This window comes from Rahnella inusitata, from assembly GCF_965118895.1.
Taxonomy (GTDB): domain Bacteria; phylum Pseudomonadota; class Gammaproteobacteria; order Enterobacterales; family Enterobacteriaceae; genus Rahnella; species Rahnella inusitata_A.
Map to the genome: position 1 here is coordinate 182,603 of NZ_CBCPJJ010000009.1, position 25,784 is coordinate 208,386.

23 protein-coding genes are annotated in these 25,784 nt (G+C 54.4%); 10 read left to right on the plus strand and 13 right to left on the minus strand.

Annotation, left to right across the window (positions count from 1 at the left end):
- Positions 1-249: 249 nt before the first annotated feature.
- The 5 genes from yegQ to mdtD all read right to left on the minus strand — a co-directional run bounded on the left by yegQ (position 250) and on the right by mdtD (position 5,908).
- Positions 250-1,635 carry a tRNA 5-hydroxyuridine modification protein YegQ gene (yegQ, locus tag ACMHLI_RS08895; RefSeq protein ID WP_413529155.1) on the minus strand — a complete coding sequence of 462 codons (1,386 nt, stop codon included), beginning with the start codon at positions 1,633-1,635 and terminating at the stop codon, positions 250-252.
- 185 nt (positions 1,636-1,820) lie between these two features.
- On the minus strand, positions 1,821-2,168 hold the full coding sequence (locus tag ACMHLI_RS08900; RefSeq protein WP_413529156.1) for a YegP family protein: 348 nt from the start codon (positions 2,166-2,168) through the stop codon (positions 1,821-1,823).
- A 166-nt stretch (positions 2,169-2,334) separates the two neighbouring features.
- Positions 2,335-3,054 carry a two-component system response regulator BaeR gene (gene baeR / locus ACMHLI_RS08905; protein WP_413529157.1) on the minus strand — a complete coding sequence of 240 codons (720 nt, stop codon included), beginning with the start codon at positions 3,052-3,054 and terminating at the stop codon, positions 2,335-2,337.
- A complete protein-coding gene (gene baeS, locus ACMHLI_RS08910; protein WP_413529158.1) occupies positions 3,054-4,439 on the minus strand; it encodes a two-component system sensor histidine kinase BaeS in 1,386 nt (461 codons plus the stop codon). The genes baeR and baeS overlap by 1 nt, the downstream gene beginning before the upstream one ends.
- Positions 4,436-5,908, minus strand: a complete 1,473-nt coding sequence (gene mdtD / locus ACMHLI_RS08915) for a multidrug transporter subunit MdtD (RefSeq protein ID WP_413529159.1) — start codon at positions 5,906-5,908, stop codon at positions 4,436-4,438. The genes baeS and mdtD overlap by 4 nt, the downstream gene beginning before the upstream one ends.
- Before the next feature lie 269 nt (positions 5,909-6,177).
- On the opposite strand from mdtD, the gene ACMHLI_RS08920 reads away from it, so the two are divergent.
- Positions 6,178-7,131, plus strand: coding sequence for an aldo/keto reductase (locus ACMHLI_RS08920; RefSeq protein WP_413529160.1), 954 nt, complete (start codon positions 6,178-6,180; stop codon positions 7,129-7,131).
- An 83-nt stretch (positions 7,132-7,214) separates the two neighbouring features.
- On the opposite strand, the gene yegD is transcribed toward ACMHLI_RS08920, so the two are convergent.
- From yegD to tal, 3 genes are all read right to left on the minus strand, one after another.
- Entirely contained in the window at positions 7,215-8,567 is a 1,353-nt protein-coding gene (gene yegD, locus ACMHLI_RS08925; RefSeq protein WP_413529161.1) for a molecular chaperone, read from the minus strand.
- A gap of 223 nt (positions 8,568-8,790) precedes the next feature.
- Positions 8,791-10,785, minus strand: coding sequence for a transketolase (gene tkt / locus ACMHLI_RS08930; protein WP_413529162.1), 1,995 nt, complete (start codon positions 10,783-10,785; stop codon positions 8,791-8,793).
- Positions 10,786-10,851: 66 nt separating this feature from the next.
- Positions 10,852-11,805, minus strand: coding sequence for a transaldolase (gene tal / locus ACMHLI_RS08935; protein WP_413529163.1), 954 nt, complete (start codon positions 11,803-11,805; stop codon positions 10,852-10,854).
- 398 nt (positions 11,806-12,203) lie between these two features.
- Between tal and maeB the strand changes: the two genes are divergently transcribed.
- A complete protein-coding gene (gene maeB / locus ACMHLI_RS08940) occupies positions 12,204-14,483 on the plus strand; it encodes an NADP-dependent oxaloacetate-decarboxylating malate dehydrogenase (RefSeq protein WP_413529164.1) in 2,280 nt (759 codons plus the stop codon).
- 208 nt (positions 14,484-14,691) lie between these two features.
- Here maeB and ACMHLI_RS08945 read toward each other — a convergent pair whose 3' ends face one another.
- From ACMHLI_RS08945 to amiA, 4 genes are all read right to left on the minus strand, one after another.
- Positions 14,692-15,639, minus strand: coding sequence for a nucleoside hydrolase (locus ACMHLI_RS08945; RefSeq protein ID WP_413529165.1), 948 nt, complete (start codon positions 15,637-15,639; stop codon positions 14,692-14,694).
- A gap of 47 nt (positions 15,640-15,686) precedes the next feature.
- Positions 15,687-16,136 carry a YaiI/YqxD family protein gene (locus ACMHLI_RS08950; RefSeq protein ID WP_413529166.1) on the minus strand — a complete coding sequence of 150 codons (450 nt, stop codon included), beginning with the start codon at positions 16,134-16,136 and terminating at the stop codon, positions 15,687-15,689.
- Positions 16,136-17,101, minus strand: a complete 966-nt coding sequence (gene hemF / locus ACMHLI_RS08955; RefSeq protein WP_413529167.1) for an oxygen-dependent coproporphyrinogen oxidase — start codon at positions 17,099-17,101, stop codon at positions 16,136-16,138. The genes ACMHLI_RS08950 and hemF overlap by 1 nt, the downstream gene beginning before the upstream one ends.
- A gap of 72 nt (positions 17,102-17,173) precedes the next feature.
- The gene (gene amiA, locus ACMHLI_RS08960) at positions 17,174-18,058 is read right to left on the minus strand and encodes an N-acetylmuramoyl-L-alanine amidase AmiA (protein ID WP_413529168.1); all 885 of its coding nucleotides are present in this window, start codon (positions 18,056-18,058) and stop codon (positions 17,174-17,176) included.
- A gap of 278 nt (positions 18,059-18,336) precedes the next feature.
- Here amiA and ACMHLI_RS08965 point away from each other — a divergent pair, with 278 nt between their 5' ends.
- Positions 18,337-18,762 carry a GNAT family acetyltransferase gene (locus tag ACMHLI_RS08965; protein WP_112164920.1) on the plus strand — a complete coding sequence of 142 codons (426 nt, stop codon included), beginning with the start codon at positions 18,337-18,339 and terminating at the stop codon, positions 18,760-18,762.
- A gap of 69 nt (positions 18,763-18,831) precedes the next feature.
- Here the strand turns inward: ACMHLI_RS08965 and ACMHLI_RS08970 are convergent, their stop codons facing one another.
- Complete coding sequence (locus ACMHLI_RS08970) at positions 18,832-19,230, minus strand: YgiW/YdeI family stress tolerance OB fold protein (RefSeq protein WP_413529520.1); 399 nt, start codon at positions 19,228-19,230, stop codon at positions 18,832-18,834.
- A 171-nt stretch (positions 19,231-19,401) separates the two neighbouring features.
- Here ACMHLI_RS08970 and ACMHLI_RS08975 point away from each other — a divergent pair, with 171 nt between their 5' ends.
- From ACMHLI_RS08975 to cysA, 7 genes are all read left to right on the plus strand, one after another.
- Positions 19,402-19,845, plus strand: a complete 444-nt coding sequence (locus ACMHLI_RS08975) for a DUF2919 domain-containing protein (RefSeq protein ID WP_413529169.1) — start codon at positions 19,402-19,404, stop codon at positions 19,843-19,845.
- A 147-nt stretch (positions 19,846-19,992) separates the two neighbouring features.
- On the plus strand, positions 19,993-20,619 hold the full coding sequence (locus ACMHLI_RS08980; RefSeq protein ID WP_413529170.1) for an RpoE-regulated lipoprotein: 627 nt from the start codon (positions 19,993-19,995) through the stop codon (positions 20,617-20,619).
- A 106-nt stretch (positions 20,620-20,725) separates the two neighbouring features.
- Positions 20,726-21,625 (plus strand): Dyp-type peroxidase, encoded by a 900-nt coding sequence (locus tag ACMHLI_RS08985; RefSeq protein WP_112164928.1) that lies wholly within the window; start codon positions 20,726-20,728, stop codon positions 21,623-21,625.
- A gap of 297 nt (positions 21,626-21,922) precedes the next feature.
- On the plus strand, positions 21,923-22,900 hold the full coding sequence (locus ACMHLI_RS08990; protein ID WP_413529521.1) for a sulfate ABC transporter substrate-binding protein: 978 nt from the start codon (positions 21,923-21,925) through the stop codon (positions 22,898-22,900).
- Positions 22,900-23,730 (plus strand): sulfate/thiosulfate ABC transporter permease CysT, encoded by an 831-nt coding sequence (cysT, locus tag ACMHLI_RS08995; RefSeq protein WP_112164931.1) that lies wholly within the window; start codon positions 22,900-22,902, stop codon positions 23,728-23,730. Before ACMHLI_RS08990 ends, cysT begins: the two co-directional genes overlap by 1 nt.
- On the plus strand, positions 23,730-24,605 hold the full coding sequence (cysW, locus tag ACMHLI_RS09000; protein ID WP_413529171.1) for a sulfate/thiosulfate ABC transporter permease CysW: 876 nt from the start codon (positions 23,730-23,732) through the stop codon (positions 24,603-24,605). The genes cysT and cysW overlap by 1 nt, the downstream gene beginning before the upstream one ends.
- A complete protein-coding gene (gene cysA, locus ACMHLI_RS09005; RefSeq protein ID WP_413529172.1) occupies positions 24,595-25,689 on the plus strand; it encodes a sulfate/thiosulfate ABC transporter ATP-binding protein CysA in 1,095 nt (364 codons plus the stop codon). Before cysW ends, cysA begins: the two co-directional genes overlap by 11 nt.
- Positions 25,690-25,784: the final 95 nt, after the last annotated feature.

Sequence of the window (25,784 nt, forward strand, 5' to 3'; positions counted from 1 at the left end):
ATTATTTTCCAGAAATGTATTATTTTGATTTATATGTTGGAAGAGAAGAATAACTTTTTCAGCCAAAGAGGCATGTTGAAAGGATTGAATTCAAAAAGAAAAGCCAGCTCAAGGGAGATTGAGCCGGCCAAGGAGGTGGTTCCTAGTGTAGTCCTGTGCTTTATTTTGCATTCGAAGTAAATTGCGAATGCATATTATCCAGCCACGCAAGAAATAGATGTGATCAGTTTCTTGTTTTCAACAAAAGCCTTATTTCGCGTGCGGATTGCGTGTGTCAGTTTCTTGCAAATTGCGCAACAGAATGGCGAACTCGAGGTTGATGTCGTCAGGCAACGCGGCGTATACAATGTGTCCGTTACCCGGTGCGACGTCCGTTGGCTGGCCTTTCTTGTTACGCAGCGCTTCCAGGGTGAACTGAATATTGCCCTGTGGTGTCATCATTTCCACGCTATCGCCGACGCTGAATTTATTTTTGACGTCGATCTCTGCCCAGCCATCCACGCGGTTACCGGTAAATTCCCCGACGAACTGCTGACGGTCGCTGACTGAGAAACCGTACTCATATGTCTGCTGAGCATCGTGCGTATGGCGGCGCAGAAAACCTTCGGTATAACCGCGATGCGCCAGGCCTTCCAGCGTGGTCAGTAGTGTTGGATCGAAAGGTTTACCGGCCACGGCGTCGTCGATAGCGCGGCGATACACCTGCGCGGTGCGGGCGCAGTAGTAGAAGGATTTGGTACGCCCTTCGATTTTCAGCGAATGGACGCCCATTTTTGTCAGGCTCTCGACGTGCTGGATAGCGCGCAAATCTTTGGAATTCATGATGTAGGTGCCATGTTCATCTTCGAACGCACTCATGTATTCGCCCGGACGCAGCGCTTCTTCCAGCATGAACACTTTGTCCGTCGGCTGACCGATGCCCAGAGTGGGTTCCACAGCTTCCACCTGTTGCACCGGGATCGGCTCGTGCTGATGCACAATACTGCCGATATCGTTCTCTTTACCTTCCTGAACTTTGTATTCCCAGCGGCAGGCATTAGTGCAGGTGCCCTGATTCGGATCCCGTTTATTGATGTAACCAGAAAGCAGGCAGCGGCCGGAATAGGCCATGCACAGCGCGCCGTGAACGAAGATTTCCAGCTCCATATCCGGCACCTGTGAGCGGATTTCGGCGATTTCTTCGAGTGACAGTTCACGCGATAAAATCACGCGAGTCAGCCCCATTTGTTTCCAGAATTTCACTGTAGCCCAGTTCACCGCGTTGGCCTGTACCGACAGATGAATGTCCATCTGCGGGAACGCTTCGCGCACCATCATAATAAGACCCGGATCGGACATGATCAGTGCGTCCGGCCCCATGTCGATAACCGGTTGCAGGTCGCGCAGGAAGGTTTTCAGTTTGGCGTTGTGCGGCGCGATATTGACTACCACGTAGAATTTTTTACCCAGAGCATGAGCCTCGTTGATGCCGATTTCCAGATTCTGGTGGTTAAATTCGTTGTTACGCACGCGCAGGCTGTAGCGGGGTTGTCCGGCGTACACGGCGTCTGCGCCGTAGGCGAAAGCATAGCGCATGTTTTTTAGGGAACCGGCTGGGGAGAGCAGTTCAGGAACAAAAGCGTCGGGGGTCAACATAGTCAATCTCAGTCTGATCACAAGTCAGGGCCGTCCCGGATGCGGGGCGACGAAAGGCCAGAATTGTAACGTCTGAGTTGATCAAAAGCAGCCGGTTAGTGTGGGTATTTGGGGTTTTACGGGGTCAGATCAATTTTTAACTTCTGAGGGTGCCGCAGGAAATGCGACAACCTCAGTAAAAGGCATCAGGCGGGTTGTTGGGTTGAATCTCGGATATCGACTGTCGCCCCGTTTTTCACCACTGACTGTACGCCTTTTCTGGCCGCGCTTTCGGTGGTGTACATTTCACTGACGCCAATCACCTGATGATTTTTGGCTTTCAGCACAAAATAAAATTGCCCGTCTTTTGACGGTTTTATCTCGTATTGTTCTTCATGTGGCGCGTTGTTTTGCACAGACGTAATGCCATTTTCTGCCGAGGCTTTACTGGCATACATTTCACTGGTGAGAATAATCTCTCCGTTCCCGGCCTTCAGGTTAAAGTGAAACTGTCCATTCTTCGCTTTTTTCAGATCATAGTGACCAGTCGCCATAAAGGTTATCTCCAGCAAGGGGGTTATTTTCCACAGCTAAGTGTAGTTAAAGGAGAATCTTTCGCGGCGATAAGAGGAAGTTAAGGCATGAAATGTGAACTGGCCGACAGACTTTCAGCAACTTTACAAAACTGAACTGTCGGCCCGGAAAGAACGGCTTTGCGCGTCAGGCGAGGTGGCAGGGCTCCGCCTCCCACCGATAACCGACGCCGTAGACCGCGCGGATAAAGGCTTTCTCGCCGTCCAGCGACTCCAGCTTGCGGCGCAGATTTTTGATATGGCTGTCGATGGTGCGGTCAGTGACTACGCGGTAATCATCGTAGAGATTATTGAGCAGCACTTCACGGGTAAACACATAGCCAGGTTTTACCGACAGGGTTTTCAGCAGGCGGAATTCTGCTGGCGTCAGCTCCAGTTCATGCCCCTGAAAAGATGCCTGAAAGCGCGCTTCATCGATATGCAGGCCGTGGCTTTTGGTGATGTTTTCGTCCGGACGCACGCAGCGGCGCAAGATAACTTTGACGCGTGCCACAACTTCACGCGGGCTGTACGGTTTGCAAATGTAATCATCCGCCCCGATTTCGAGCCCCAGCAGGCGATCAATTTCTTCGGTTTTCGCCGTAACCATCATGATCGGCACGTCGGAAAACTGGCGGATGTCACGACAGATCGACAGTCCGCTGCTGCCCGGCAGCATCAGATCCAGCAAGATCATCGCCGGCGGGCTGGTTTTGACCTGAGTTATCACGTCGTGGCCGTCAGGCAGCCACTGGGTGACATAACCCGCCGCGTCGAGATAATCGATCAGCAACTGAGCCAGTTTCGGCTCATCTTCCACAATCAAGATTTTTAACGGCGCGCGGCCGGATGCTACTAAATCGTTCATCAGTTTCTCGGTCCATGTGGAACAGAAAGCGGCAGGACGACCGTGATACGCACGCCGCCTGCGGGAGAGTGGCTGGCGCTTATCTGCCCGCCATGTGCTTCGACGATATTCTGACAAATCGCCAGACCTAAACCGGAGCCGCCACTGGCGCGGTTGCGCGAGCCTTCGGTGCGATAAAAACGTTCGAAAATGCGGATCAGTTGTTCATCGCTGATACCTGGTGCAGTGTCCTGGAAAGTCAGAATCAGCGATTTATCACGAATTTCGCCCAGAATTTCCAGCCCGCCGTTGGGATCAGTATAGCGCAGGCTGTTTTCCATCAGATTATTGAAAAGCTGCGAAAGGCGTTGCGGATCACCGAACACCTCCGCGCTTTCCGGCAGTTTGCTGATCAGCGTTAACTGCTTGCTGTGAAAACGATCCCGCGAACCGGCTTCCGCCAGCTGCACCAGATGCACGACGTCGGTATCGACTTTGCGGTACGCCAGCGCTCCGGCATCAGAAAGGGAAAGCTGGTGTAAATCATCCACCAGCTTGGTGAGAATCGATACTTCCGACTGCAATGATTCCAGCGAGCCGAGCGTCATTTTTCGCACGCCGTCCTGCATCGCTTCCAGTTCACCACGCAGCACTGCCAGCGGGGTGCGCAGCTCATGGGAGATGTCGGCCATAAACGCCCGACGCATCTGCTCGTTCTTTTCCAGCGTCATTGCCAGCTGGTTGAAATCCTGCGCCAGTTTTCCCAGCTCATCTTCACTGTCGACCTCCACACGGGTGCTGAAATCCCCGGCGGCCAGCTGATGGGTGCCGTTGACCAGCCGTTTAACCGGCGCGAGCATACCGCGCGATAACAGCCAGGTCACGGCGGCGGCCAGAAGTGCGGTAAAGGCGACAATCATCCAGCTGGTGCGGCTTTGCTGACGCTCGAAGTTGATGTCTGCGTCGCGCGTCAGGCGTTCAGCCGGGGTCGAAATCACCGAACCAATCACTACGCCGTTGACGGTCATCACGCGGCGCGGTCCCTGCAAATCAGGCGGAACCGGCTGATCGTATCCGCCGATCCGCCGATCGTGACTGTCGAGGATCCAGAATTTTGTTCGCCATCCCTGTGGTGGCATTCTCGGACTGCTGTTTTGTTCAAATGAGCGCATCAGCTGATAGATCAGCCGGTCGTTAGTTTCTAAAAACTCCCAGCTACCGTGCTGTTTATATTGTTCCTGCAAGGTGTCGGCCAGCAGTTCGACGCGCTGTTCGTTACTCTGGCGGATGTAATCAATAAAGCCGCGCTCGAAGCTCATCCGCACGCCCCAGTTCATGGTGATTAACACCAGCGCACAGGTGCAGAAGATGGCCATGAACAGTTTGGCGGTAATTCCTGGTTTCATGATTTTCTCATTGGATCGGGAGAGCCTGCCGCCGCACGACGACGGTCAATAAGGGCATTTTTCTGGGCATCCGCCGGCACGCGGGAAAAGACCCAGGCCGGCAGGGCGATAATCACCGCCATCGACATATAGCAGTAGAGAAACGCGGTATGCATTGCGCCGCTGCCGACGTCTACCTGCTGATGTGCGAAAACGCCGATGAGGATACCCGCGACGCTGACGCCCAGACTCATCGACAGCTGCATGATCATCGACAACAAACTGTTGCCGCTGCTGGCAAGGCGCGGCGGCAAGTCTTTCAGCGTCAGGGTATTCATCGACGAGAAACGCAGTGAATTCACCATCCCCTGGAAGAACAGCACAATTGGGATCATCCACACCGCGCCGTAAATCGCCACCAGCGGGAAGATAAGCGTAATCAGCGCCAGCAACAGCGTGGCGGTTACCAGCGCAGAACGGTAGCCGAGCTGATTGACCAGCCGGACCACCACGCGCTTCATTCCCATGCTACCGAGCACCATCGGGATCATCATCAGCCCGGCGTGAAAGGGTGTGAAGCCCATGCCGAGTTGCAGAAAGACCGGCGTCATAAACGGCAACATACCGCTGCCGATGCGACCCAGAAAACTGCCGGTCAGGCCGATTTTGAACGTCGTGGTGTGAAACAGACGCAGTGAAAACAGGGCGGACAAATTACCGCGTGCGTGCATCCAGTAGATACCGAGCGCGCCAAACCCAACCACTACCAGCAGCAGTAATTCCAGCGGCGTCAGCCCGAGGCCACGGCTGCCGTCGAGCGCCAGCGTCAGGGTCGCCATACATACCGCCAGCATCACAAACCCGCTGATATCAAAGCGGCGTGTCTGCATTTTGTAATTGGGCATGATCATCAATGTGGCGATACAACCGGCAATGCCGACCGGCAGGTTGATCAAAAATATCCAGTGCCAGCTTGCGTACTGCACCAGAAAACCCCCGAGTGCCGGGCCAAGCAGCGGGCCGACCTGACCGGGTAATGTCACCATGGTCATCGCCGCCATATATTCACTGCGCGGCACGATTTTCAGCACCGTCAGCCGCCCGACCGGCACCATCATCGCGCCGCCAATCCCTTGTACCACGCGGGACATCACCAGCTCGCGCAGGCTGTCAGATTGTGCGCAGAGCAGCGAACCCAGGGTGAACAGCACGATGGCCGAGAAGAACACCCATTTGACACCAACTTTATCCGCCAGCCAGCCGCTGGCGGGCAGCATCACCGCGACTGTCAAAACATAAGCGACCACCACCGAATGCATGTGCAGAGGGTTTTCGCCGAGGCTTAGGGCCATCGACGGCAGCGCAGTGTTGACGATGGTGGTATCCAGCGCCTGCATAAAAAAGCCAAACGCGACGATCCACAATTGCCAGCGCACAGAAGGCGGCAGCGGCTCGGAGGGCGGTACAGTCTCAGTATTTTCAGATTTCATCGGGTTATCGCATCAGTACAATCATTGTCGCGGCCTGGTGACGGCAACCGTCAACAGGCCAGACCCACAGTGTAGCCAGAATGCTCCGGCAGAAAATGGAGGAAATAAGGAGAGTCCTTCTCAATCTTCTCAACATTTTTGAAATGACTTATGACAAAAAGGTCGGACGGTAAGCCACTCATTTTATATCAAAATGCTAAGGTTAACCCTGAATCACAAACCGTTTGCACGCGAAGCAAGTTTAAACTGACCGTTATAGGGAGAGTGTGATGAGTAAAAGAGAATTAGGCCGTTCAGGTATTCAGGTACCGTTGCTGACTTTTGGTGGCAACGTATTTGGCTGGACAGTCGATCAGCCCGCCTCTTTCAGCCTGCTCGATGCCTTGCTGGATAATAACCTGAACTTTATCGATACCGCCGACGTCTATTCCCGCTGGGTCGATGGTAATCACGGCGGCGAATCTGAAACGATTATCGGCAACTGGTTGAAGAAAACGGGTAAGCGCGACCAGATAGTTCTGGCGACCAAAGTCGGTAAACCTATGGGCGAAGGCAAAGTCGGCCTGTCGCCGCGCTATATCAAAGAGGCGGTTGAAGCATCGCTGAAACGTCTGCAAACGGATTATATCGATCTCTATCAGTCCCATGATGACGATGCTGATACACCGCTGGCGGAATCGCTGGCAGCGTTCGATGCGTTAATCAAAGAAGGTAAAGTACGGGCCATCGGTGCTTCTAACTACAGCGCACCGCGTCTGGCCGAAGCGCTGAAAATCAGCAAGGACAACGGGCTGGCGCGTTATGAAACGCTACAACCGCTGTACAACCTGTATGACCGCAAAGTGTATGAAGAAGCGCTGGAAAAAGTCGTCACGGAACACGGTGTCGGTGTGATCAACTTCTACGGGTTGGCCAGCGGCTTCCTGACCGGGAAATACCGCACCAAAGCTGATGCCAGCAAAAGTAAGCGTGGCGAAAGCGTGATTGAGCGCTACCTCGACGATCGGGGTTTGAAAGTGCTTAAAGGGCTGGACCAGGTAGCTGAGAAGCACGGCGTGCAGCCGGGGCAGGTGGCGTTAGCATGGCAGATTGCGCGCCCGAGCATTACCTCTCCGATTGTCAGCGCGACCTCTTTGCAACAGCTCAATGAGCTGGCGCAGGCCGCGACGCTGAAACTCGATGAGGCGGATATTCAGACGCTAAATGACGCCAGCGCCTGGTAATTAACGCCGTTCCCGAAATAAAAAAACCGCCAGGAGAAATCAGGCGGTTTTTATTTAGTACTAAAGTGTCGGCAATCTTGCGCTTAACGGAACAGTGTTTGCGCCCAGCGCGCCAGACCGGCGGTGACAGAGCCAAAGTCGTTGCCACCGACCAGCGGAATGCCCGGCAATTGTGCCTGCAACGCGGCCCGCAGCAGAGGAGAACGTGCGCTGCCACCGGTCAGATAAATCACGTCCGGCTTAATGTCACTGCTCGCCAGCGCCAGATTCACCTGTTCCTGAATGCGCTCCAGCGGCTGTGCGATAGCTTCGCTCAGCTGCTGCTGGCTGATAGTCTCTGCCAGACCCGCCTCGATGAAGTCCATTGCCGCCGTGACGCTTTCGCGTTCGGAGAGCGCAATCTTGCTCTCTTCTGCCGCGCGCACCAGACGATAGCTCAGACGCTGTTGCTGAACTTTCAGCAGACGTTTGATGAGGTCCGGCTGTGCGGCATCGCGGATCAAATCACGCAGCATGCGGCCATTGGCGACGCTGTAAAAATCGATCTGAGCAGGGACATCGTTAGTCGCTACCGCATTCCAGTAAGGCAGTGCGGGGATCGCGATACCTTTGTGGGTTTCGCTGCCCATGCCGAATTGTGGCGTCAACTGTTTGAACGCCGTCATGATATCCAGATCGTTCCCGCCCACGCGGCAACCGCTGTGGCCGAGCAGGCTGTTCTGACGTTCAGCCTTATCGCGCCACTGTGGCCCCATCAGCAATACCGAACAGTCGGTGGTACCACCGCCGATATCTACCACCAGCACTGTTTTCTCGTCTGTCAGCGTCGCCTCAAAATCCAGCCCTGCTGCTACCGGTTCGAACTGGAAAGCGATATCGCGGAAACCGGCGCGTTCTGCGGCACGTTGCAAAATGCCCTGTGCCTGACGGTTGGCGTCATCGCCGCCCATACCCTGGAAGTTGATCGGGCGGCCAATAACGGTCTGCTCAATGGTGTGCTGTAATACGGATTCTGCCTGACGTTTGATGTGATACATCATCGCGCAGACCAGATCTTCGAACAGAGCAATTTGTTGCGGCTTCAGGCCATTTGCGCCCAGGAAGGATTTCGGTGAGCGGACAAAGTACACCTCTTCCGGATCTTCCATATAGGTGGCGAGCGCCTGCAAACCAAACTGCACGCTGTTGGCGTTAACCGGAATATCTTCCTCGCGGTTAAAGCTGATACTGCGACGCAGCAGCGCCAGATTTTCATCACTGCCCGTTGGCACCTGTCCGTGACGGTTCAGCCATTCGCTGACCGCTTCGCGAGTTGGCGCACAAAGCATGGAGGGTAAATAAGGATCGTTATTTTCTAACGCCAGCAGTTGGGCGTTATTGTCGCGCATCACCGCAACTGAGCAATTCGCTGTACCGTAGTCAAATCCAATAAACATCACTGATCCCCATGCCAAAGAAGGGGCGGGACTTTACCGGAGCGAGGGATTTAGAGCAAGACCAAAGCGAAGGGATTTTAGCCCTGAAAAATGCAAGGTGTTTGCAATGATGCCCCCAGCCCGGCCCTCCCCTTAGCAGGTGAGGGAGCAGACCCAGCCGGTTTTGAATTTGCTCCTCCCCTGCGAAAGGGGAGGCTGGGAGGGGGTATGGCAGGCGACGACGTTATTGCAGCAACGCCTGCGCTTTGGCGACAACGTTATCGATAGTAAAGCCGAACTCTTTGAACAGCTGTTCTGCCGGAGCCGATTCGCCGAAGCTGGTCATGCCGACTACGCCGCCGTTGAGGCCAACGTATTTGTACCAGTAATCCGCAATACCAGCTTCCACCGCCAGTCGCGCCGTGACGCCTTTCGGCAGCACAGATTCACGATATGCCGTGTCCTGTTTGTCGTAAACGTCAGTGGACGGCATCGAAACCACGCGTACTTTGGTCCCGCCTGCGGCCAGTTTATCGGCGGCTTCGACGGTAATACCCACTTCAGAACCGGTGGCAATAAGAATGACGTCAGGCTTGCCTTCGCAATCTTTCAGCACATAACCGCCACGCGCCACGTTGGCCAACTGCTCCGCAGTTCGCGGTTGCTGGGTCAGGTTCTGGCGGGAAAAGATCAGCGCGGAAGGGCCGTCGTTACGTTCGATGGCGTATTTCCACGCGATGGCAGACTCAACCTGATCCGCCGGACGCCACAGACTCATGTTTGGCGTCACGCGCAGGCTGGCCATTTGCTCGACCGGCTGGTGCGTTGGGCCGTCTTCGCCCAGACCGATGGAGTCATGAGTGTAGACGAACACGTTACGGATCTTCATCAGTGATGCCATACGCACCGCATTACGGGCGTATTCGACGAACATCAGGAAGGTCGCCGAGTAAGGCAGGAATCCGCCGTGCAGCGCGATCCCGTTGGAGATAGCCGTCATGCCGAACTCACGCACGCCATAGTGAATGTAGTTACCGGCCAGATCATCCCCCAGCGATTTAGAGCCGGACCACATGGTTAGGTTACTTGGCGCAAGGTCAGCAGAACCGCCGAGGAATTCAGGCAGTATTTTACCGAACTCTTCCAGCGTGTTTTGCGAGGCTTTACGGCTGGCAATGTTGGCCGGTTTAGCCTGTAAACCTTCGATGAATTTCTGCGCGTCGGCCTCCCAGTTCTCCGGCAGCTCACCGCTCACGCGGCGCTTAAACTCTTTCGCCAAATCAGGATAAGCGCTGGCGTAAGCCGCGAACTTATCATCCCAGGCTTTTTCTTTCGCTTTACCCGCTTCTTTGGCATCCCAGGCGGCATAAATGTCCTGCGGAATTTCAAAGGCAGGGTAGTTCCAGCCCAGCGCCTTGCGGGTGGCAGCCACTTCATCCACGCCCAGAGCAGCGCCGTGCGCATCGTGCGTGCCTGCTTTATTTGGTGAACCGAAACCGATGACGGTTTTACACAGCAGCAGGGAAGGACGGTCGGTGACTTTGTGGGATTCTTCGATCGCCGCTTTGATGGCGTCAGAGTTCTGGCCATCAACATCGCGAATCACATGCCAGCCATACGCTTCGAAACGTTTGGCCGTGTCATCGGTGAACCAGCCTTCCACGTGGCCGTCGATGGAGATCCCGTTGTCATCATAAAACGCGGTCAGTTTGCCGAGTTTCATGGTGCCGGCAAGCGAGCAGGCTTCGTGGGAAATCCCTTCCATCATGCAACCGTCACCCATAAAAGCGTAGGTGTGGTGGTTGACGATATCGTGGCCTTCGCGGTTGAACTGCGCGGCCAGCGTGCGTTCGGCGATAGCAAAACCAACGGCGTTGGCGATGCCCTGACCCAGCGGACCGGTGGTGGTTTCAACGCCCGGCGTATAGCCGTATTCCGGGTGGCCTGGCGTTTTGGAGTGCAGCTGGCGGAAGTTCTCCAGCTCTTTCATCGGCAGGTCATAGCCGGTGAGATGAAGCAGGCTGTAAATCAGCATCGAACCGTGACCGTTGGACAGCACAAAGCGGTCGCGATCGGCCCAGTGCGGGTTAGTCGGGTTGTGATTCATGTAATCGCGCCACAGAACTTCAGCGATATCCGCCATCCCCATTGGTGCGCCGGGGTGGCCGGAATTCGCTTTCTGCACCGCATCCATGCTTAAGGCACGGATAGCATTCGCTAGCTCTCTACGAGAAGGCATATTTTTCTCCGGTGAATGAATGGCCACGCCAGCAGGCAGCAGCCATTGGAATTTCAGTGGGTGAAATTACAGTTGAGCAGACAGTACATCTTCGAGTTTCTTCTGATCGACGGCGAACTGGCGGATACCTTCGGCCAGTTTATCAACGGCCATGGCATCCTGATGATGTTCCCAGAGGAATTCGGCCTGAGTCAGCGGCGCAGGCTGCTTGCTGCCCGAAGCAGATGACGGTTGCAGTTTGCGCTCCACTGGCGCATCGCTGGCTTTCAGCTCTTCAAGCAGGTTGGGTGAGATGGTCAGGCGGTCACAACCGGCAAGTGCCAGAATTTGTTCCACTTTACGGAAGCTGGCACCCATGATGACGGTCTCATAGCCCTGCGCTTTGTAGTACTTGTAGATCTCACGAACGGATTTAACGCCCGGATCTTTTTCCACGTCATACGTCGCATTTGGTTCTTTGGCTTTGTACCAGTCATAGATACGGCCAACGAACGGGGAGATCAGATACACACCGGCTTCGGCGCAGGCGCGTGCCTGAGCAAAAGAAAACAGCAGCGTCAGGTTACAGTTGATGCCTTCTTTTTCCAGCTGTTCGGCTGCTTTGATGCCTTCCCAGGTGGAAGCCAGTTTGATCAAAATGCGGGATTTATCAATCCCCTGTTCCTGATACAAACCAATCAATTCACGCGCCTTGGTCAGGCACTTTTCGCTGTCAAAGGACATGCGCGCATCGACTTCTGTCGAGATGCGGCCGGGGACGCTTTTAAGAATTTCGACACCAATATTCACCGCCAGTTTATCCGTGGCGTTGATCACCTGATCCTCTTTACTGCCACCTTTTTTACGTGCGTAATCCAGCGCGTCTTTGATGAGGTTTTGATACTGAGGCAGGTCGGCGGCTTTGAGAATTAAGGATGGATTGGTGGTGGCATCCTGCGGTTCGAAATGACGGATGGATTCAATATCACCGCTGTCGGCAACGACAGTCGTTAGCTTTTTGAGGGCGTCTAACTGGTTCATTTCAACATCTCCTTAGGAAGAAAAATGATACGAGAAGAGAAGCGTGGTCTCTTTTCACAGGGCTACTACCCTGCATCATTCTGTTAACAATTTGAATGCGCTTTCTCTGATTGTTGTAATGGGTCAGAGCAATGAAAAAGCAAAAGCCTACGCAAGGCTGAACTTTCAACCTGTGTTGCGCAAGGGGGAACTTTAAGCTTAGTCGAAATTTGCGAGACGTCTTCCGCGAACGAAAAGCAATCAATGTAACGCGCAAGTTTTGGTCGTGCTTCGCCCTCTGTCGTGGCAGGTTATCTATACTGTTGTGCGGGAAAACTGAAAGCGTTGGTGAATCAAATGTTGCGGGTTTCCCGGTCTGTGCCCCTACAAAAAATAAGAAACACAAAAAGGATCCTACGATGGACGAACAACTGAAACAAAGTGCGCTTGATTTCCACGAATTCCCCGTGCCCGGAAAAATACAGGTTTCACCCACCAAACCGCTTGCCACGCAGCGCGATCTGGCGCTGGCGTACTCTCCCGGGGTGGCGGCTCCTTGTCTTGAAATCCAAAAAGACCCGCTGGCGGCCTATAAATACACCGCTAAAGGCAATCTGGTGGCGGTAATTTCTAACGGTACGGCGGTGCTCGGGCTGGGCAATATCGGGGCGCTGGCAGGTAAACCGGTGATGGAAGGCAAGGGCGTGCTGTTTAAGAAATTCGCCGGTATCGATGTGTTTGATATCGAAATAGATGAGCTGGATCCGGACAAACTGATCAACGTGATCGCTGCGCTTGAGCCGACGTTCGGCGGCATCAATCTCGAAGACATCAAAGCGCCCGAATGTTTCTACATTGAGAAAAAACTGCGCGAACGTATGAACATTCCGGTGTTCCATGACGATCAGCATGGCACCGCGATTATCTGTACCGCGGCGGTCCTGAACGGCCTGCGTGTGGTCGGGAAAAATATTTCAGATGTGCGGCTGGTGGTTTCAGGCGCAGGGGCTTCGGCCATCGCCTGCCTGAATTTGCTGGTGGCGCTGGGGCTGAAACGCCATAACATCACGGCCTGCGATTCACGCGGTGTGATTTATCAGGGTCGCGAAGAGAATATGGCCGAAACGAAAGCGGCCTATGCAATTGAAGATAACGGACAGCGCACGCTGGCTGATGCGATCCCACAGGCTGATATCTTCCTTGGCTGTTCCGGGCCGGGCGTGCTGACGCAGGACATGGTGAAAACCATGGCCAAAGATCCGCTGATTCTGGCGCTTGCTAACCCTGAACCGGAAATCCTGCCGCCCCTGGCCAAAGCTGTGCGCCCGGATGCGATTATCTGCACCGGCCGGTCGGATTATCCAAATCAGGTGAATAACGTGCTGTGCTTCCCGTTCATTTTCCGCGGGGCGCTGGACGTTGGTGCAACCACCATCAATGAGGAAATGAAACTGGCCTGCGTGCATGCGATCGCCGACCTTGCGATGGCCGAACAAAGCGACGTTGTGGCTTCGGCGTATGGGGAAGAGGAGTTGTCTTTTGGGCCTGAGTACATCATTCCTAAGCCCTTCGATCCGCGGCTTATCGTGAAAATTGCCCCGGCAGTCGCTAAAGCGGCGATGGATTCCGGCGTAGCGACGCGTCCAATCACCGATTTTGATGCTTACATTGAGAAGTTGTCGGAGTTTGTCTACAAAACCAATCTGTTTATGAAGCCAATTTTCTCACAGGCCAAAAAAGACGCCAAACGCGTGGTGATGGCCGAAGGGGAAGAGGAGCGCGTACTGCAGGCGACGCAGGAGCTGATTTCCCTTGGGCTGGCGAAACCGATTCTGGTAGGGCGGCCGAGTGTCATTGAGATGCGCATCAAAAAACTCGGTCTGCAACTTGAGGCGGGAAGGGATTTTGAAGTGGTGAATAATGAATCCGATCCGCGTTTTAACGAATACTGGCGCGAATATTATGAGCGGATGAAACGGCGCGGCGTCTCACAGGAGCAGGCCCGCCGAGCGGTGATCGGTAACCCGACGCTGATTGCCGCGATAATGTTGCTGCGTGGCGAAGCCGACGCGATGATTTGTGGCACCGTCGGCACTTATCATGAGCATTATGACATTGTGGAAAACGTGTTCGGTTTCCGCGAAGGCGCACACGTTGCCGGGGCGATGAATGCCCTGCTGTTGCCGAGCGGGAACACCTTTATCGCCGATACCTACGTCAATGACGATCCGACGGCGGAACAGCTGGCGGAAATCACGTTGATGGCGGCCGAAACGGTGCGGCGCTTCGGTATCGATCCGAAAGTCGCGTTGTTATCGCACTCCAGTTTCGGCACCTCTGACAGTCCGGCGGCGTTGAAAATGCGCAGAACCCTGGAACTGGTGAACGCCCGTGAGCCGGATTTGGAAATCGACGGAGAGATGCACGGCGATGCCGCACTGGTGGAAAGTATCCGTCAGGACATCATGCCAGACAGCCCGCTAAAAGGGGCTGCCAATATCCTGATCATGCCAAACATGGAGTCGGCGCGTATCAGTTATAACTTGTTGCGGGTTTCCAGTTCCGAAGGGGTGACCGTCGGGCCGGTGCTGATGGGGGTGTCGAAACCGGTGCATATTCTGACGCCAATTGCCTCGGTCAGACGCATTGTAAATATGGTGGCACTGGCGGTGGTCGAGGCGCAAACCGAGCCACTATAAGTTTTGTTAAATAAGCAAAAGGGCGTCCCGGAGGAAGCCAATCAGATTACTAAGCCCAATCCCCACAGTTGAAGACAGGCAGAAGGGTAAAGCGTCCGCGCCATGGATGGCGCGGTTCGAGCCATCAGGGATGATTTCACGTCGTCTTTACGATCTGCCGGTTTTCACCGCTGCTGACAGTTTCTTATCTAACTCAAACATCATTATGTCAATATTCCACTTCGCCGATCCGCTCAAGTGCATCGACGATCAGATCCCAGAAACGCTGATGATCGAGTTTCACCGCAACCTGGGTATGGCAATCAGGCGGCGGCGGGGCGCGGAAGTCTGCCACGGTCATGCCCAGCGTAAGCGTACCAGTCAGCTCGATATCTACCGGCACTTTGCACACCGTCATCACGTTCGGATCAATCACATAAGCCACGGCGCAGGGGTCATGCACCGGCGGGGAATCAAAGCCTTGCCTGTCTTTGTAGCTCAGACCGAAGAAATCGAGCAGCTCGCCGACGAATTTTGCCGGTTGCGTACCGACGGCGGCGATGCGTGCCGCAACTTCCGGCGTCGCCAGCGCCTGATGGGTTAAATCCAGCCCTACCATGGTCAGCGGCCATTTTTCGTTAAAGACGATGTGCGCGGCCTCCGGGTCAATTTTGATATTGAATTCTGCCACGGCGCTCCAGTTACCGACGTGATAACCACCGCCCATCAGCACCACTTCTTTGACGCGTTCGGCAATGCGCGGCTCTTTGCGTACCGCCATCGCAATATTGGTCAAACCACCGGTCGGCACCAGTGTGATGGTTTTCGGCGGATGCGTCATGATCAAATCAATGATCAAATCAATGGCGTGAACCGGTTCGAGGGTAATGGCGGCTTCCGGTAAAACCGGACCATCGAGGCCTGAGTCACCGTGGATTTCATCAGCGATTTCCACCTGACGCACCAGCGGGCGGGTCGCGCCTGCGGCAAATGGCACGCCGGTCAGGTTGATGACCCGCGCCACTGCTAAGGCGTTGCGGGTGACTTTTTCCAGTGTCTGATTGCCGACCACCGTAGTGACGGCGAGCAACTCGATCTCCGGATTTCCGTGCGCCAGCAACATCGCAATAGCATCATCGTGCCCAGGATCGCAATCGAGGATAATCTTTTTGACCATTTCTTATTCCTTTAATGTGTAGGGTAAATCGGTTTGCCCGACCGGATTTAGCGTTTGGCCTGTTGCAGCCATTTATCCAGTTCATTGGCGAATTGCTGACGGTCGCGCTGATTGAGCGCAGGCGGTCCGCCGGTCTGTACGCCGCTGGCGCGCATGGTGTCCATGAAATCACGCATGTTCAGTCGCTCTTTAATGGTTTCCGTGGTGTAACGTTCGCCGCGCGGATTCAGCGCGACGCCACCTTTTTCGATCACTTCAGCCGCCAGCGGGATATCAGCGGTGATCACTAAATCTCCCGGCTCAGTGCGCCGGACGATTTCATTATCGGCGACGTCAAAACCGGCCTCGACCCGCAGCGTGCGCAGGAATTTGGACGGCGGTGTTCGGATGATTTGGTTAGCCACCAATGTCACCATCATCCCGGTGCGCTCGGCGGCGCGGAACAGAACCTCTTTGATGACGTTCGGACAGGCGTCGGCGTCGACCCAGATTTGCATTATTGTTGGTCTCCGTCAGCCAGCCAGTCGCGCACCGGCAGGAAATCGCTGTACAGCGCGGCTTCCGGGCTTCCCGCCTCTGGCTGATAACCGTATTCCCAGCGCACCAGCGGCGGCATCGACATCAGAATCGATTCCGTGCGGCCACCGGTTTGCAGGCCAAACAGCGTGCCGCGATCCCACACCAGGTTGAATTCCACATAGCGGCCCCGACGGTAGAGCTGGAACTGACGCTCGCGTTCGCCCCACGGCAGCGCTTTGCGTTTTTCAACAATCGGCAGATAGGCGTCGGTAAAGCCGTTGCCCACGGCCTGCATGAAATCGAAGCAGGTGTCGAAATCAGGGGTATTCAGATCGTCAAAGAACAGGCCGCCGATGCCGCGCGCCTCGCTGCGGTGTTTGATGAAGAAGTAGTCGTCGCACCACTTTTTGTATTTCGGATAAACGTCGTCGCCAAATGGCTGGCAAAGCTGCTGCGCCGTCAGGTGCCAGTGGCGTGCGTCTTCTTCAAATCCGTAGTAAGGCGTGAGGTCAAATCCACCGCCGAACCACCACACCGGCGCCTCACCGTCTTTTTCAGCAATGAAAAAACGCACGTTAGCATGACTGGTTGGCACGTAAGGATTCAGCGGATGAATGACCAGCGAAACACCCATCGCCTGAAAGCTGCGTCCTGCCAGCTCGGGCCTGTGTGCGGTGGCGGAGGCCGGAAGCGTGGCGCCTGACACGTGCGAGAAGTTGACGCCCGCCTGTTCGAAGACTGCGCCGTCGGTTAACACCCGGCTCTGGCCGCCGCCGCCTTCTTCGCGCACCCATTGATCTTCGGCGAACTGGCCCTGACCGTCGGCGGCTGCCAGTTGCTCAGTGATGTGCTCCTGCAGTTTGAGCAGGAAGGTTTTAACTTGCTGGATGTCGGGAATCGATTGGCTCACGGGCAAACTCGCAGACGTTGACTGAAAAGACATTCAGCGCCTTGCGGGCGCTGAATCAAAAAAATAGGAGGTCAGTATAACGTGATTTGTGCTCAGGTTGGCAGATCAGCGGGGTTTGCGTTCGTTGGCATCGAAATAACTGAAGAAATTGATAATCCCCTGTGAAATCGCCTGCGCAATCTCTTTACGGAACGCCGTGGTGCTCAGCAGTTGCTCTTCCTGATGGTTGGTGATGAACGACGTTTCCACCAAAATCGACGGAATAGACGGAGATTTCAGTACCGCGAATGCCGCCTGTTCGGTCTGCTGGCTGTGCAGATGGTGGATCGGACGGATGCGGTCGAGCACGTGGTGGCCGAGCGTCAGGCTGTTTTTAATGGTGTCGGTTTGCACCAGATCGAATAAAACCTGTTGCAGATAATTATTGTCTTCTTTGGCATATTTCGCCCCGGCGACCAGATCGGCGTCGTTCTCTTTTTTCGACATATATCGCGCCATCGCGCTGCTGGCTCCGCGATTTGAAAGGGCAAACACCGAGGCGCCGGATGCGCTCGGGCTGGTGTAGCCATCGGCATGGATCGACACAAACAGATCTGCCTGATGCTGGTGCGCCAGCTCGACGCGCTGGTACAGCGGAATAAAGTGATCAGAATCGCGGGTCAGTTTGACTTCAATATGGCTCTGCTCACCGAGGATTGCACGCACGTAATTGGCGATTTCCAACACCACGTGTTTCTCTTCCGAGCCTTCATGGCCGACGGCACCGGAATCAATGCCGCCGTGGCCCGGATCAATCATCACCAGCTTTTTGGCGCCGGGTGGTTTGGGTGCCGGAGCTGATTTGGTGATGTGTTCTTGCTGCGCGGCGCTGGCGGAGCGGGAGCCAAAAGCGGCAATGGCCAGACCCAGGCCGGACAACAACAGTTGGCGACGGGTAGCGGCAGCAGGCAGAGGCTGGAAATGCAGAAATTTGTTCAGAGGGTTTAACATCAGTCCATTACCGTCAGAATAAGTGCAGAATGCCCTATGTTATAGAGTATCTTTTTTATAGTTTCGATCTGAGAACTATTACTTTTTATGAATTTTGTGTCGCGAATGAATATATTGCCGCGCAAATATTTCTCAGGGTAATGATTAATTCTCTGCCGGGGGGATGAAAGCGACCGATAAGTTGCGGTTATAAAACACACAATTTTAGATTTTGATGTTGCGTATCAAACAGATCACGCGATAATTAGGTTATCCCTTTATTACCCGTGGCGACAGTGATGGAAATTCGCGTATACCGTCAAGAAGATTTCGAAGAAGTACTGACCTTATGGGAGCGCTGCGATCTGTTGCGTCCGTGGAATGATCCTGAACTGGATATTGAGCGTAAAATTAACCACAGCCCGGAGTTTTTCCTGGTAGCGGAAGTCGGCGGGGAAGTGGTTGGCACGCTGATGGGCGGCTACGACGGCCATCGCGGATCGGCGGGTTATCTCGGTGTTCATCCGGATTATCGCGGGCGCGGCATAGCCAATGCGCTGGTGAACCGTCTGGAAAAGAAACTCATCGCGCGCGGTTGTCCGAAAATCAATTTGATGGTGCGGGCTGAAAACGATGCGGTAGTCAGTATGTACGAAAAGCTCGGCTATGAGATTTCAGATACGTTATTGCTGGGAAAACGGTTGATCGAAGATCAGGAATATTGATCCCCTCAGGCATTCAGTAAAAAGCCCCGACAGCTTTCACTGTCGGGGCTTTTTTACGTCAGGGCGTGATTACTTGATCACTTTTACACTTTTGACGTCCACTTCTACAGAGTTCCAGTCTTTATCGACTTTACCTTCGATGCGGATTTTATCTTTTGGCGATACGTTCTGTCCCTGCCAGCGTTTGCCATCAATCTCTACGTTGAGGGTGCCGGTGCTGTCGCGGAAAATGTATTTATCGTGATCGATGCGCTGATCGATAAAACCTTCCAGCATTACCCACTGATCGTCTTTCATAGTTTGCGCATCTTTGACCGTGCTCAGGGCGGTGGTTCCGGTGAATCCGCCCTGCGGTGCGGCCTGAGTTTGAGCGTCCTGCGCCGAAGGTCCGTTAAAGCCGCCGGTCTGTTGTGCAAAGGCAGTCGCTGAACAAAGTGCGATGAGGGTTGCCAGAGTGATCTTCTTCATCATAATAGGTCTTCCTTAATTAACTGTTTCTGGTGAGTGTCAGCAACTATGGCATCTTTTCGATGTGTTGCTGCGTTGAGAACCATTAAAACAGAGTCTTCTTAACGGTTTCTTAAGCTGCCCTGATTATTGTTTAATTTCCCTTAATATGCAGGAACGTTGTCCTCTTTTATGAACCCGGATGATTATAACGACCACGGTATGTTGCGATTGCCGCTGTGGTTCTGGACGATTTTGATTTTACAGGCGCGAACCTGGTTACTGTTTGTGATGGCAGGCGCGTCCCGTCAGCAGGGCAGCGATTTACTGGCGCTGTTCTATCCTGATACCCGCAGTTTCTGGTCAGGCATTTTGCTCGGCCTGCCGCCCGCGATGATTTTTCTGCTGAGCGGTCGTCGTCATTTATTCCCGCGAATCTGGCAGGCCGGTTACTGGTTATTGCTGGCAGGTATGTTCGTGACGTTCGCGTTGCAGGCGCTCGGGCTGTGGCAAAGTACTGATATGATTTCGGGTGTCGATATCGTGCTGGCACTGCTCGATGCCGCCGCGCTGGCGTACTGGCTGCTGAGCCGCCGTCTGCGCGCCTGTTTCGATGCCGCGCGATGGCTGGTGTGAAGCTTTTGAACTTTTACATAAAGAAAGCACTCGAACTGGCGCTGATGTTGAAAAGCTGATAACTGAAAAATATCCCATTTTTATGCTGCCGGTTTATCCGTCAGGCCGCACCGGCCAACGGGAACGGGCCGTCAAGGAGTGTACTGAATGACTGTTCGCCTACAGGTTCGCCCGATGTTGCTGGCGCTGCCTCTGATCCTCACCGGCTGTTCGTCAATGTCACATATGTCGATGCCGAGCGTGTCCTGGTCATCTTTCAATCCGCTTAACTGGTTCGGCAGCAGCCTGACCGTTTCCGACAAAGGTGTCGGCGAGATAACCGCCAGCACGCCGCTGACAGAAGAGGCCATTAAAGACGCGCTCGATGGTGATTACACCCTGCGCAGCGGCATGTCGATGAGCAACGGTAAAATGCTGAGCTTCTATCAGGCGATGAATGATAAAGACGTGAAAATGTCAATCAGCGGCGAGCCAAAGGGTTCCGTGCAGCGTGTTGACGTAGTGGATCCTAAAGTCGAAAGCGAATGGGGTGTCAAAATCGGTACGCCGTTTAGCGATCTTTACACCAAGGCGTTCGATGTGTGCGTGAAAGGTGAGGGCGATGATGCTCAAAACATTGAGTGTAAAGCGCCACAAAGCACGCACGTCAGCTACGTGTTCAGCGGCATCTGGCACGGCCCGGATTCTCTGATGCCTGCGGATGATTCACTCAAAGACTGGAAGGTCAGCAAAATTATCTGGCGCGCGGATCCTGCGGCGGCAACTGCGCAGTAAAGCCTGAATTTTTGCCTCACTAAATCCTCAATGCCTTGCCTTCGCGCAAGGCATTTTTATTGACATCCGGTATGATATCGCCGGTCAAATTAACGAGGATGAAAACATGACTCAGGTTCAGAGCGGCATTTTGCCCGAACATTGCCGTTTCGCCATTTACATAGAAGCGAAAGCTCAGGGCGACCTGGATGCGCTCCGGCAGGGCTGCCGGACATTTGTTGCTGCGCTCGAAGAGTTGCAGCAAAAGTTTCCTGATCAACATCTCGGCGCTGTGGTGGCATTTGGTCACGACGTCTGGCGCGATCTTTCCGGTAATCAGGGCGCGGACGAGCTGAAATCTTTCGTGCCGCTCGGTAAAGGGCTGGCACCGGCCACGCAGCGCGATATGTTGTTGCACATTCAGTCTCTCCGCCATGACGTGAACTTTGCGCTGGCGCAGGCAGCGCTGAAAGCCTTCGGGACATCTATTGTGGTAGAAGAGGAAACCCACGGTTTTCGCGGAATCGAAGAGCGCGATCTCAGCGGTTTTGTCGATGGGACTGAAAATCCGAAAGCCGAGGCCCGTGCGCAGGTGGCGATCATTCCTGAAGGCAGCGTTGATGCCGGTGGCAGCTACGTGATGGTCCAGCGCTGGAAACACAATCTGGTGCAGTGGGAGCGCTTCTCCGTGCAACAGCAGGAAGAGGTGATTGGCCGTACCAAGCTGACCGACGAAGAGCTGGATTCAGAAACGCGTCCGGACACCTCTCACGTCAGCCGCGTTGATCTGAAAGAAGAGGGCAAAGGCCTGAAGATCCTGCGCCAGAGCCTGCCGTACGGCACCGTCAGCGGCGAGCACGGTTTGTACTTCATCAGTTATTGCGCGCGGTTGTGGAACATTGAGAAACAATTGCTGAGCATGTTTGGCGACCTGGACGGTAAACGCGACGCCATGTTGCGCTTCACCCGACCGGTGACCGGCAGCTATTATTTCGCACCTTCCCTGACGCGTTTGCTGGCGCTGTAAATTCTCCCCGCGCGTCCGTTCCGGGCGCGCTGTATTCCTTTCATCCTTATTGCCCACCTTGTTTGTCCCCTCGATTGTTAATGCCTTATAGCTTTTCATGCTTGAAAATCACTAAATGGTATATAAAACCGTTACAGCCTGACCCTCAGTTATAAATACACTGTGTGATATTGAGCGGCATTTATCAGCGTCGCATATCGGTTCACTCACCTAAGGCTAAGCATGAAAACTATCGGGTTTGCAGAAACGGGGTTGGGTAAAGCGTGGTTTAGAGGCAACGTGCTGAAAGGTTCCGTGATGGCGATGTTGCTGGCCAGCGGCGCGGCATCCGCCACCGAATTGCTGAACAGCTCTTATGATGTCTCCCGCGAGCTATTTGCTGCGCTGAATCCTCCGTTTCAGAAACAGTGGGCTGAGCAAAATAACGGCGACAAACTCGAGATTAAGCAATCGCACGCCGGTTCATCCAAACAGGCACTGGCGATTTTGCAGGGCCTGAAGGCCGATGTGGTCACTTACAATCAGGTGACGGACGTGCAGATCCTCCATGATCGTGGTGATTTAATCCCCGCCGACTGGCAAACACGTCTCCCGAACAACAGCTCGCCGTTCTATTCCACCATGGCGTTCCTGGTGCGTAAGGACAACCCGAAGAATATTCACAGCTGGGATGATTTAACCCGTGCCGATGTGAAACTGGTGTTTCCGAATCCAAAAACCTCCGGCAATGGCCGTTATACCTATCTGGCCGCCTGGGGTGCTTTTAATATTGAAGATAAAAAAGACACCGCAAAAACCCGCGCCAAAATGGCGAGCTTCCTGAAAAACGTGCAGGTCTTTGATACCGGTGGTCGTGGCGCGACCACGACGTTTGTGGAACGCGGTCTGGGTGATGTGCTGATAAGCTTCGAATCCGAAGTGAACAACATTCGCAAACAGTACGGCGACGATAAATACGAAGTGATTGTTCCGCCGGTGGACATTCTTGCTGAGTTCCCGGTGGCGTGGGTCGATAAAAACGTCGAGAAAAATGGCACCGGGAAAGCGGCTAAAGATTACCTGAATTACCTGTGGAGTCCGCAGGCACAGAAAATTATCACCAGCTTTAACTACCGCGTGTATGACAAAACGGCGATGGCCGCGGCGAAAGGGCAGTTTCCGGACACCCAACTCTTCAAAGTAGAAGACCAGTTTGGCAGCTGGAAACAGGTCATGGACACCCATTTTAGTACCGGCGGTGAGCTGGATAAACTGTTAGAGCAAGGTCACAAGTAATGTTGTTGTCGAGCAAACGCGTATTACCCGGATTCACCCTGAGCCTCGGCAGCAGCCTGCTGTTCGTGTGTCTGGTGCTGCTCTTACCGCTGAGCGCGCTGGTGATGCAGCTGTCACAAATGACGCTGTCGCAATATTGGGATGTGATAACTAACGGTCAGGTTGTCGCCGCATACAAAGTGACGCTGCTGGCGGCGGGCGTGGCCAGCCTGTTCAACTGCGTGTTTGGCATGCTGATGGCGTGGATCCTCACACGTTATGAGTTTCCGGGCAAAAGCCTGATCGATGGCCTGATGGATTTGCCGTTTGCGTTACCGACTGCGGTAGCGGGGCTGACGCTGGCGGGGTTGTTCTCGACTACCGGTTTTTACGGCCAGTGGCTGGCGCATTTTGATATTAAAGTTTCTTATACCTGGCTTGGTATCGCGGTGGCGATGGCATTTACCAGCATCCCGTTTGTGGTGCGTACCGTTCAGCCGGTGCTGGAAGAGTTAGGCCCTGAATATGAAGAAGCGGCCGAAACACTGGGCGCATCGCGCTGGCAGAGTTTTCGTCGCGTGGTGTTGCCGGAAGTGATGCCTTCGCTGATGGCGGGTACAGCGTTGTCGTTTACCCGCAGCCTTGGGGAATTCGGCGCAGTGATTTTCATCGCCGGCAATATCGCATGGAAAACTGAAGTAACGTCGCTGATGATTTTTATCCGCTTGCAGGAATTTGATTATCCGGCGGCCAGCGCCATTGCCTCGGTCATTCTCGCGGCTTCACTGATTCTGCTGTTCGCCATTAATACATTACAGAGCCGCTACGGCCGTCGTCTGGGAGGCCAATAATGTCTGATGTTCCGGCTTTTGCGGGCGCATCCCGCCAGCGTATCGACTGGGTGAAATGGGCGCTGATTGGCACTGGTGTGCTGATTTGTATCTTGCTGTTAGTGATCCCAATGATCAGCATATTTGTGCTGGCGTTTTCCGACGGTATTGCCGCTGTGTGGAAGAACCTGTCGGATTCCGACATGTTGCACTCCATTTGGCTGACCGTGCTGATGGCGCTTATCACCGTGCCGGTCAATCTGATTTTCGGCACGCTACTGGCCTGGCTGGTGGCGCGCTTTAACTTCCCCGGCCGCCAGCTGTTGCTGACGCTGATCGACATTCCGTTTGCGGTCTCGCCGGTGGTCGCCGGTTTACTGTATCTGTTGTTCTACGGCACCAACGGTCCGCTGGGCGGCTGGCTGGACGCGCACAATATTCAGTTTATGTTTTCGTGGCCAGGCATGGTGATGGTCACGGTATTTGTCACCTGCCCGTTTGTAATCCGTGAGCTGGTGCCGGTCATGCTCAGCCAGGGCAGCCACGAAGATGAGGCCGCAGTATTACTCGGTGCTTCCGGCTGGCAGATGTTCCGCCGCGTGACATTACCGAATATCCGCTGGGCACTGTTGTATGGCGTAGTGCTGACCAACGCTCGCGCTATCGGGGAATTCGGCGCTGTCTCGGTGGTGTCCGGATCGATTCGCGGCGAAACCTATACGCTGCCATTACAGGTTGAATTACTGCATCAGGACTACAACACCGCAGGCGCGTTTACTGCCGCAGCGCTGCTGACCCTGATGGCCATCGTTACACTGTTTCTGAAAAGCGGCCTGCAATGGCGTCTGAAGCGCCACAACGACCGTCTTGAGCGGGAGGAAAGTCATGAGCATTGAAATTAACGGTATCAACAAATATTTTGGTCGCACGAAAGTGCTTAATGATATCTCGCTCGATATTGCTTCCGGAGAAATGGTTGCGCTGCTCGGGCCCTCGGGCTCAGGGAAAACCACGTTGCTGCGCATTATCGCCGGACTGGAAAATCAGAGTGCTGGCCATCTGAGCTTCCACGGCAAAGACGTTACGCGTCTTCATGCCCGCGACCGCCAGGTCGGTTTTGTGTTTCAGCATTACGCACTGTTCCGCCATATGACGGTGTTCGACAACATCGCTTTTGGTCTGACCGTGCTGCCGCGTCGCGAGCGTCCGAACGCTGAAGAGATCAAGAAAAAGGTCACCAAATTGTTGGAGATGGTTCAACTGGCGCATCTGGCCAACCGCTATCCTGCCCAGCTTTCCGGCGGCCAGAAACAGCGTGTCGCACTGGCGCGTGCGCTGGCCGTGGAACCGCAAATCCTGCTGCTCGATGAGCCTTTCGGCGCGCTGGATGCGCAGGTGCGTAAAGAGCTGCGCCGCTGGCTGCGTCAGTTACATGAAGAACTGAAATTTACCAGCGTGTTCGTGACGCACGATCAGGAAGAAGCGATGGAAGTTGCCGACCGCGTGGTGGTGATGAGCCAGGGCAATATTGAACAGGTCGGGGCTCCGGAAGAAATCTGGCGCGAACCGGCAACCCGTTTCGTACTCGAGTTTATGGGCGAAGTGAATAAAATCAGCGGTGACATCCGCGGCTCGCAGCTGTACGTCGGTGCGCACCACTGGCCGCTGGAAAACCCGCCGCTGCATCAGGGGCCGGTTGATCTGTTCCTGCGCCCGTGGGAGATGGAAATCACAGCGCAAAGTAATGCCCGCTGCCCGCTGCCGGTGAAAGTACTGGAAGTCAGCCCACGCGGACATTTCTGGCAGCTTATCGTGCAGGCCGAAGGCTGGCATGACGAACCACTTTCCGTTGTGCTTACGCAAACCTATGGCGTCAACGTGCCGCAGCGCGGCGATCGATTCTACGTCGGCGGCCTTAATGGACGCCTGTATGCCGGTGATCAACAACTGCAACCCGTTGCGTTAGCGAAGAGTGCCTGATATTTTTTAATCTGCACGTTTACAGGGCGGTCATCGGGCCGCCCTTTTTCTCGTCTGATATCTGTTTATGCGTTTTTTCTCAGTCAATAGTTCTT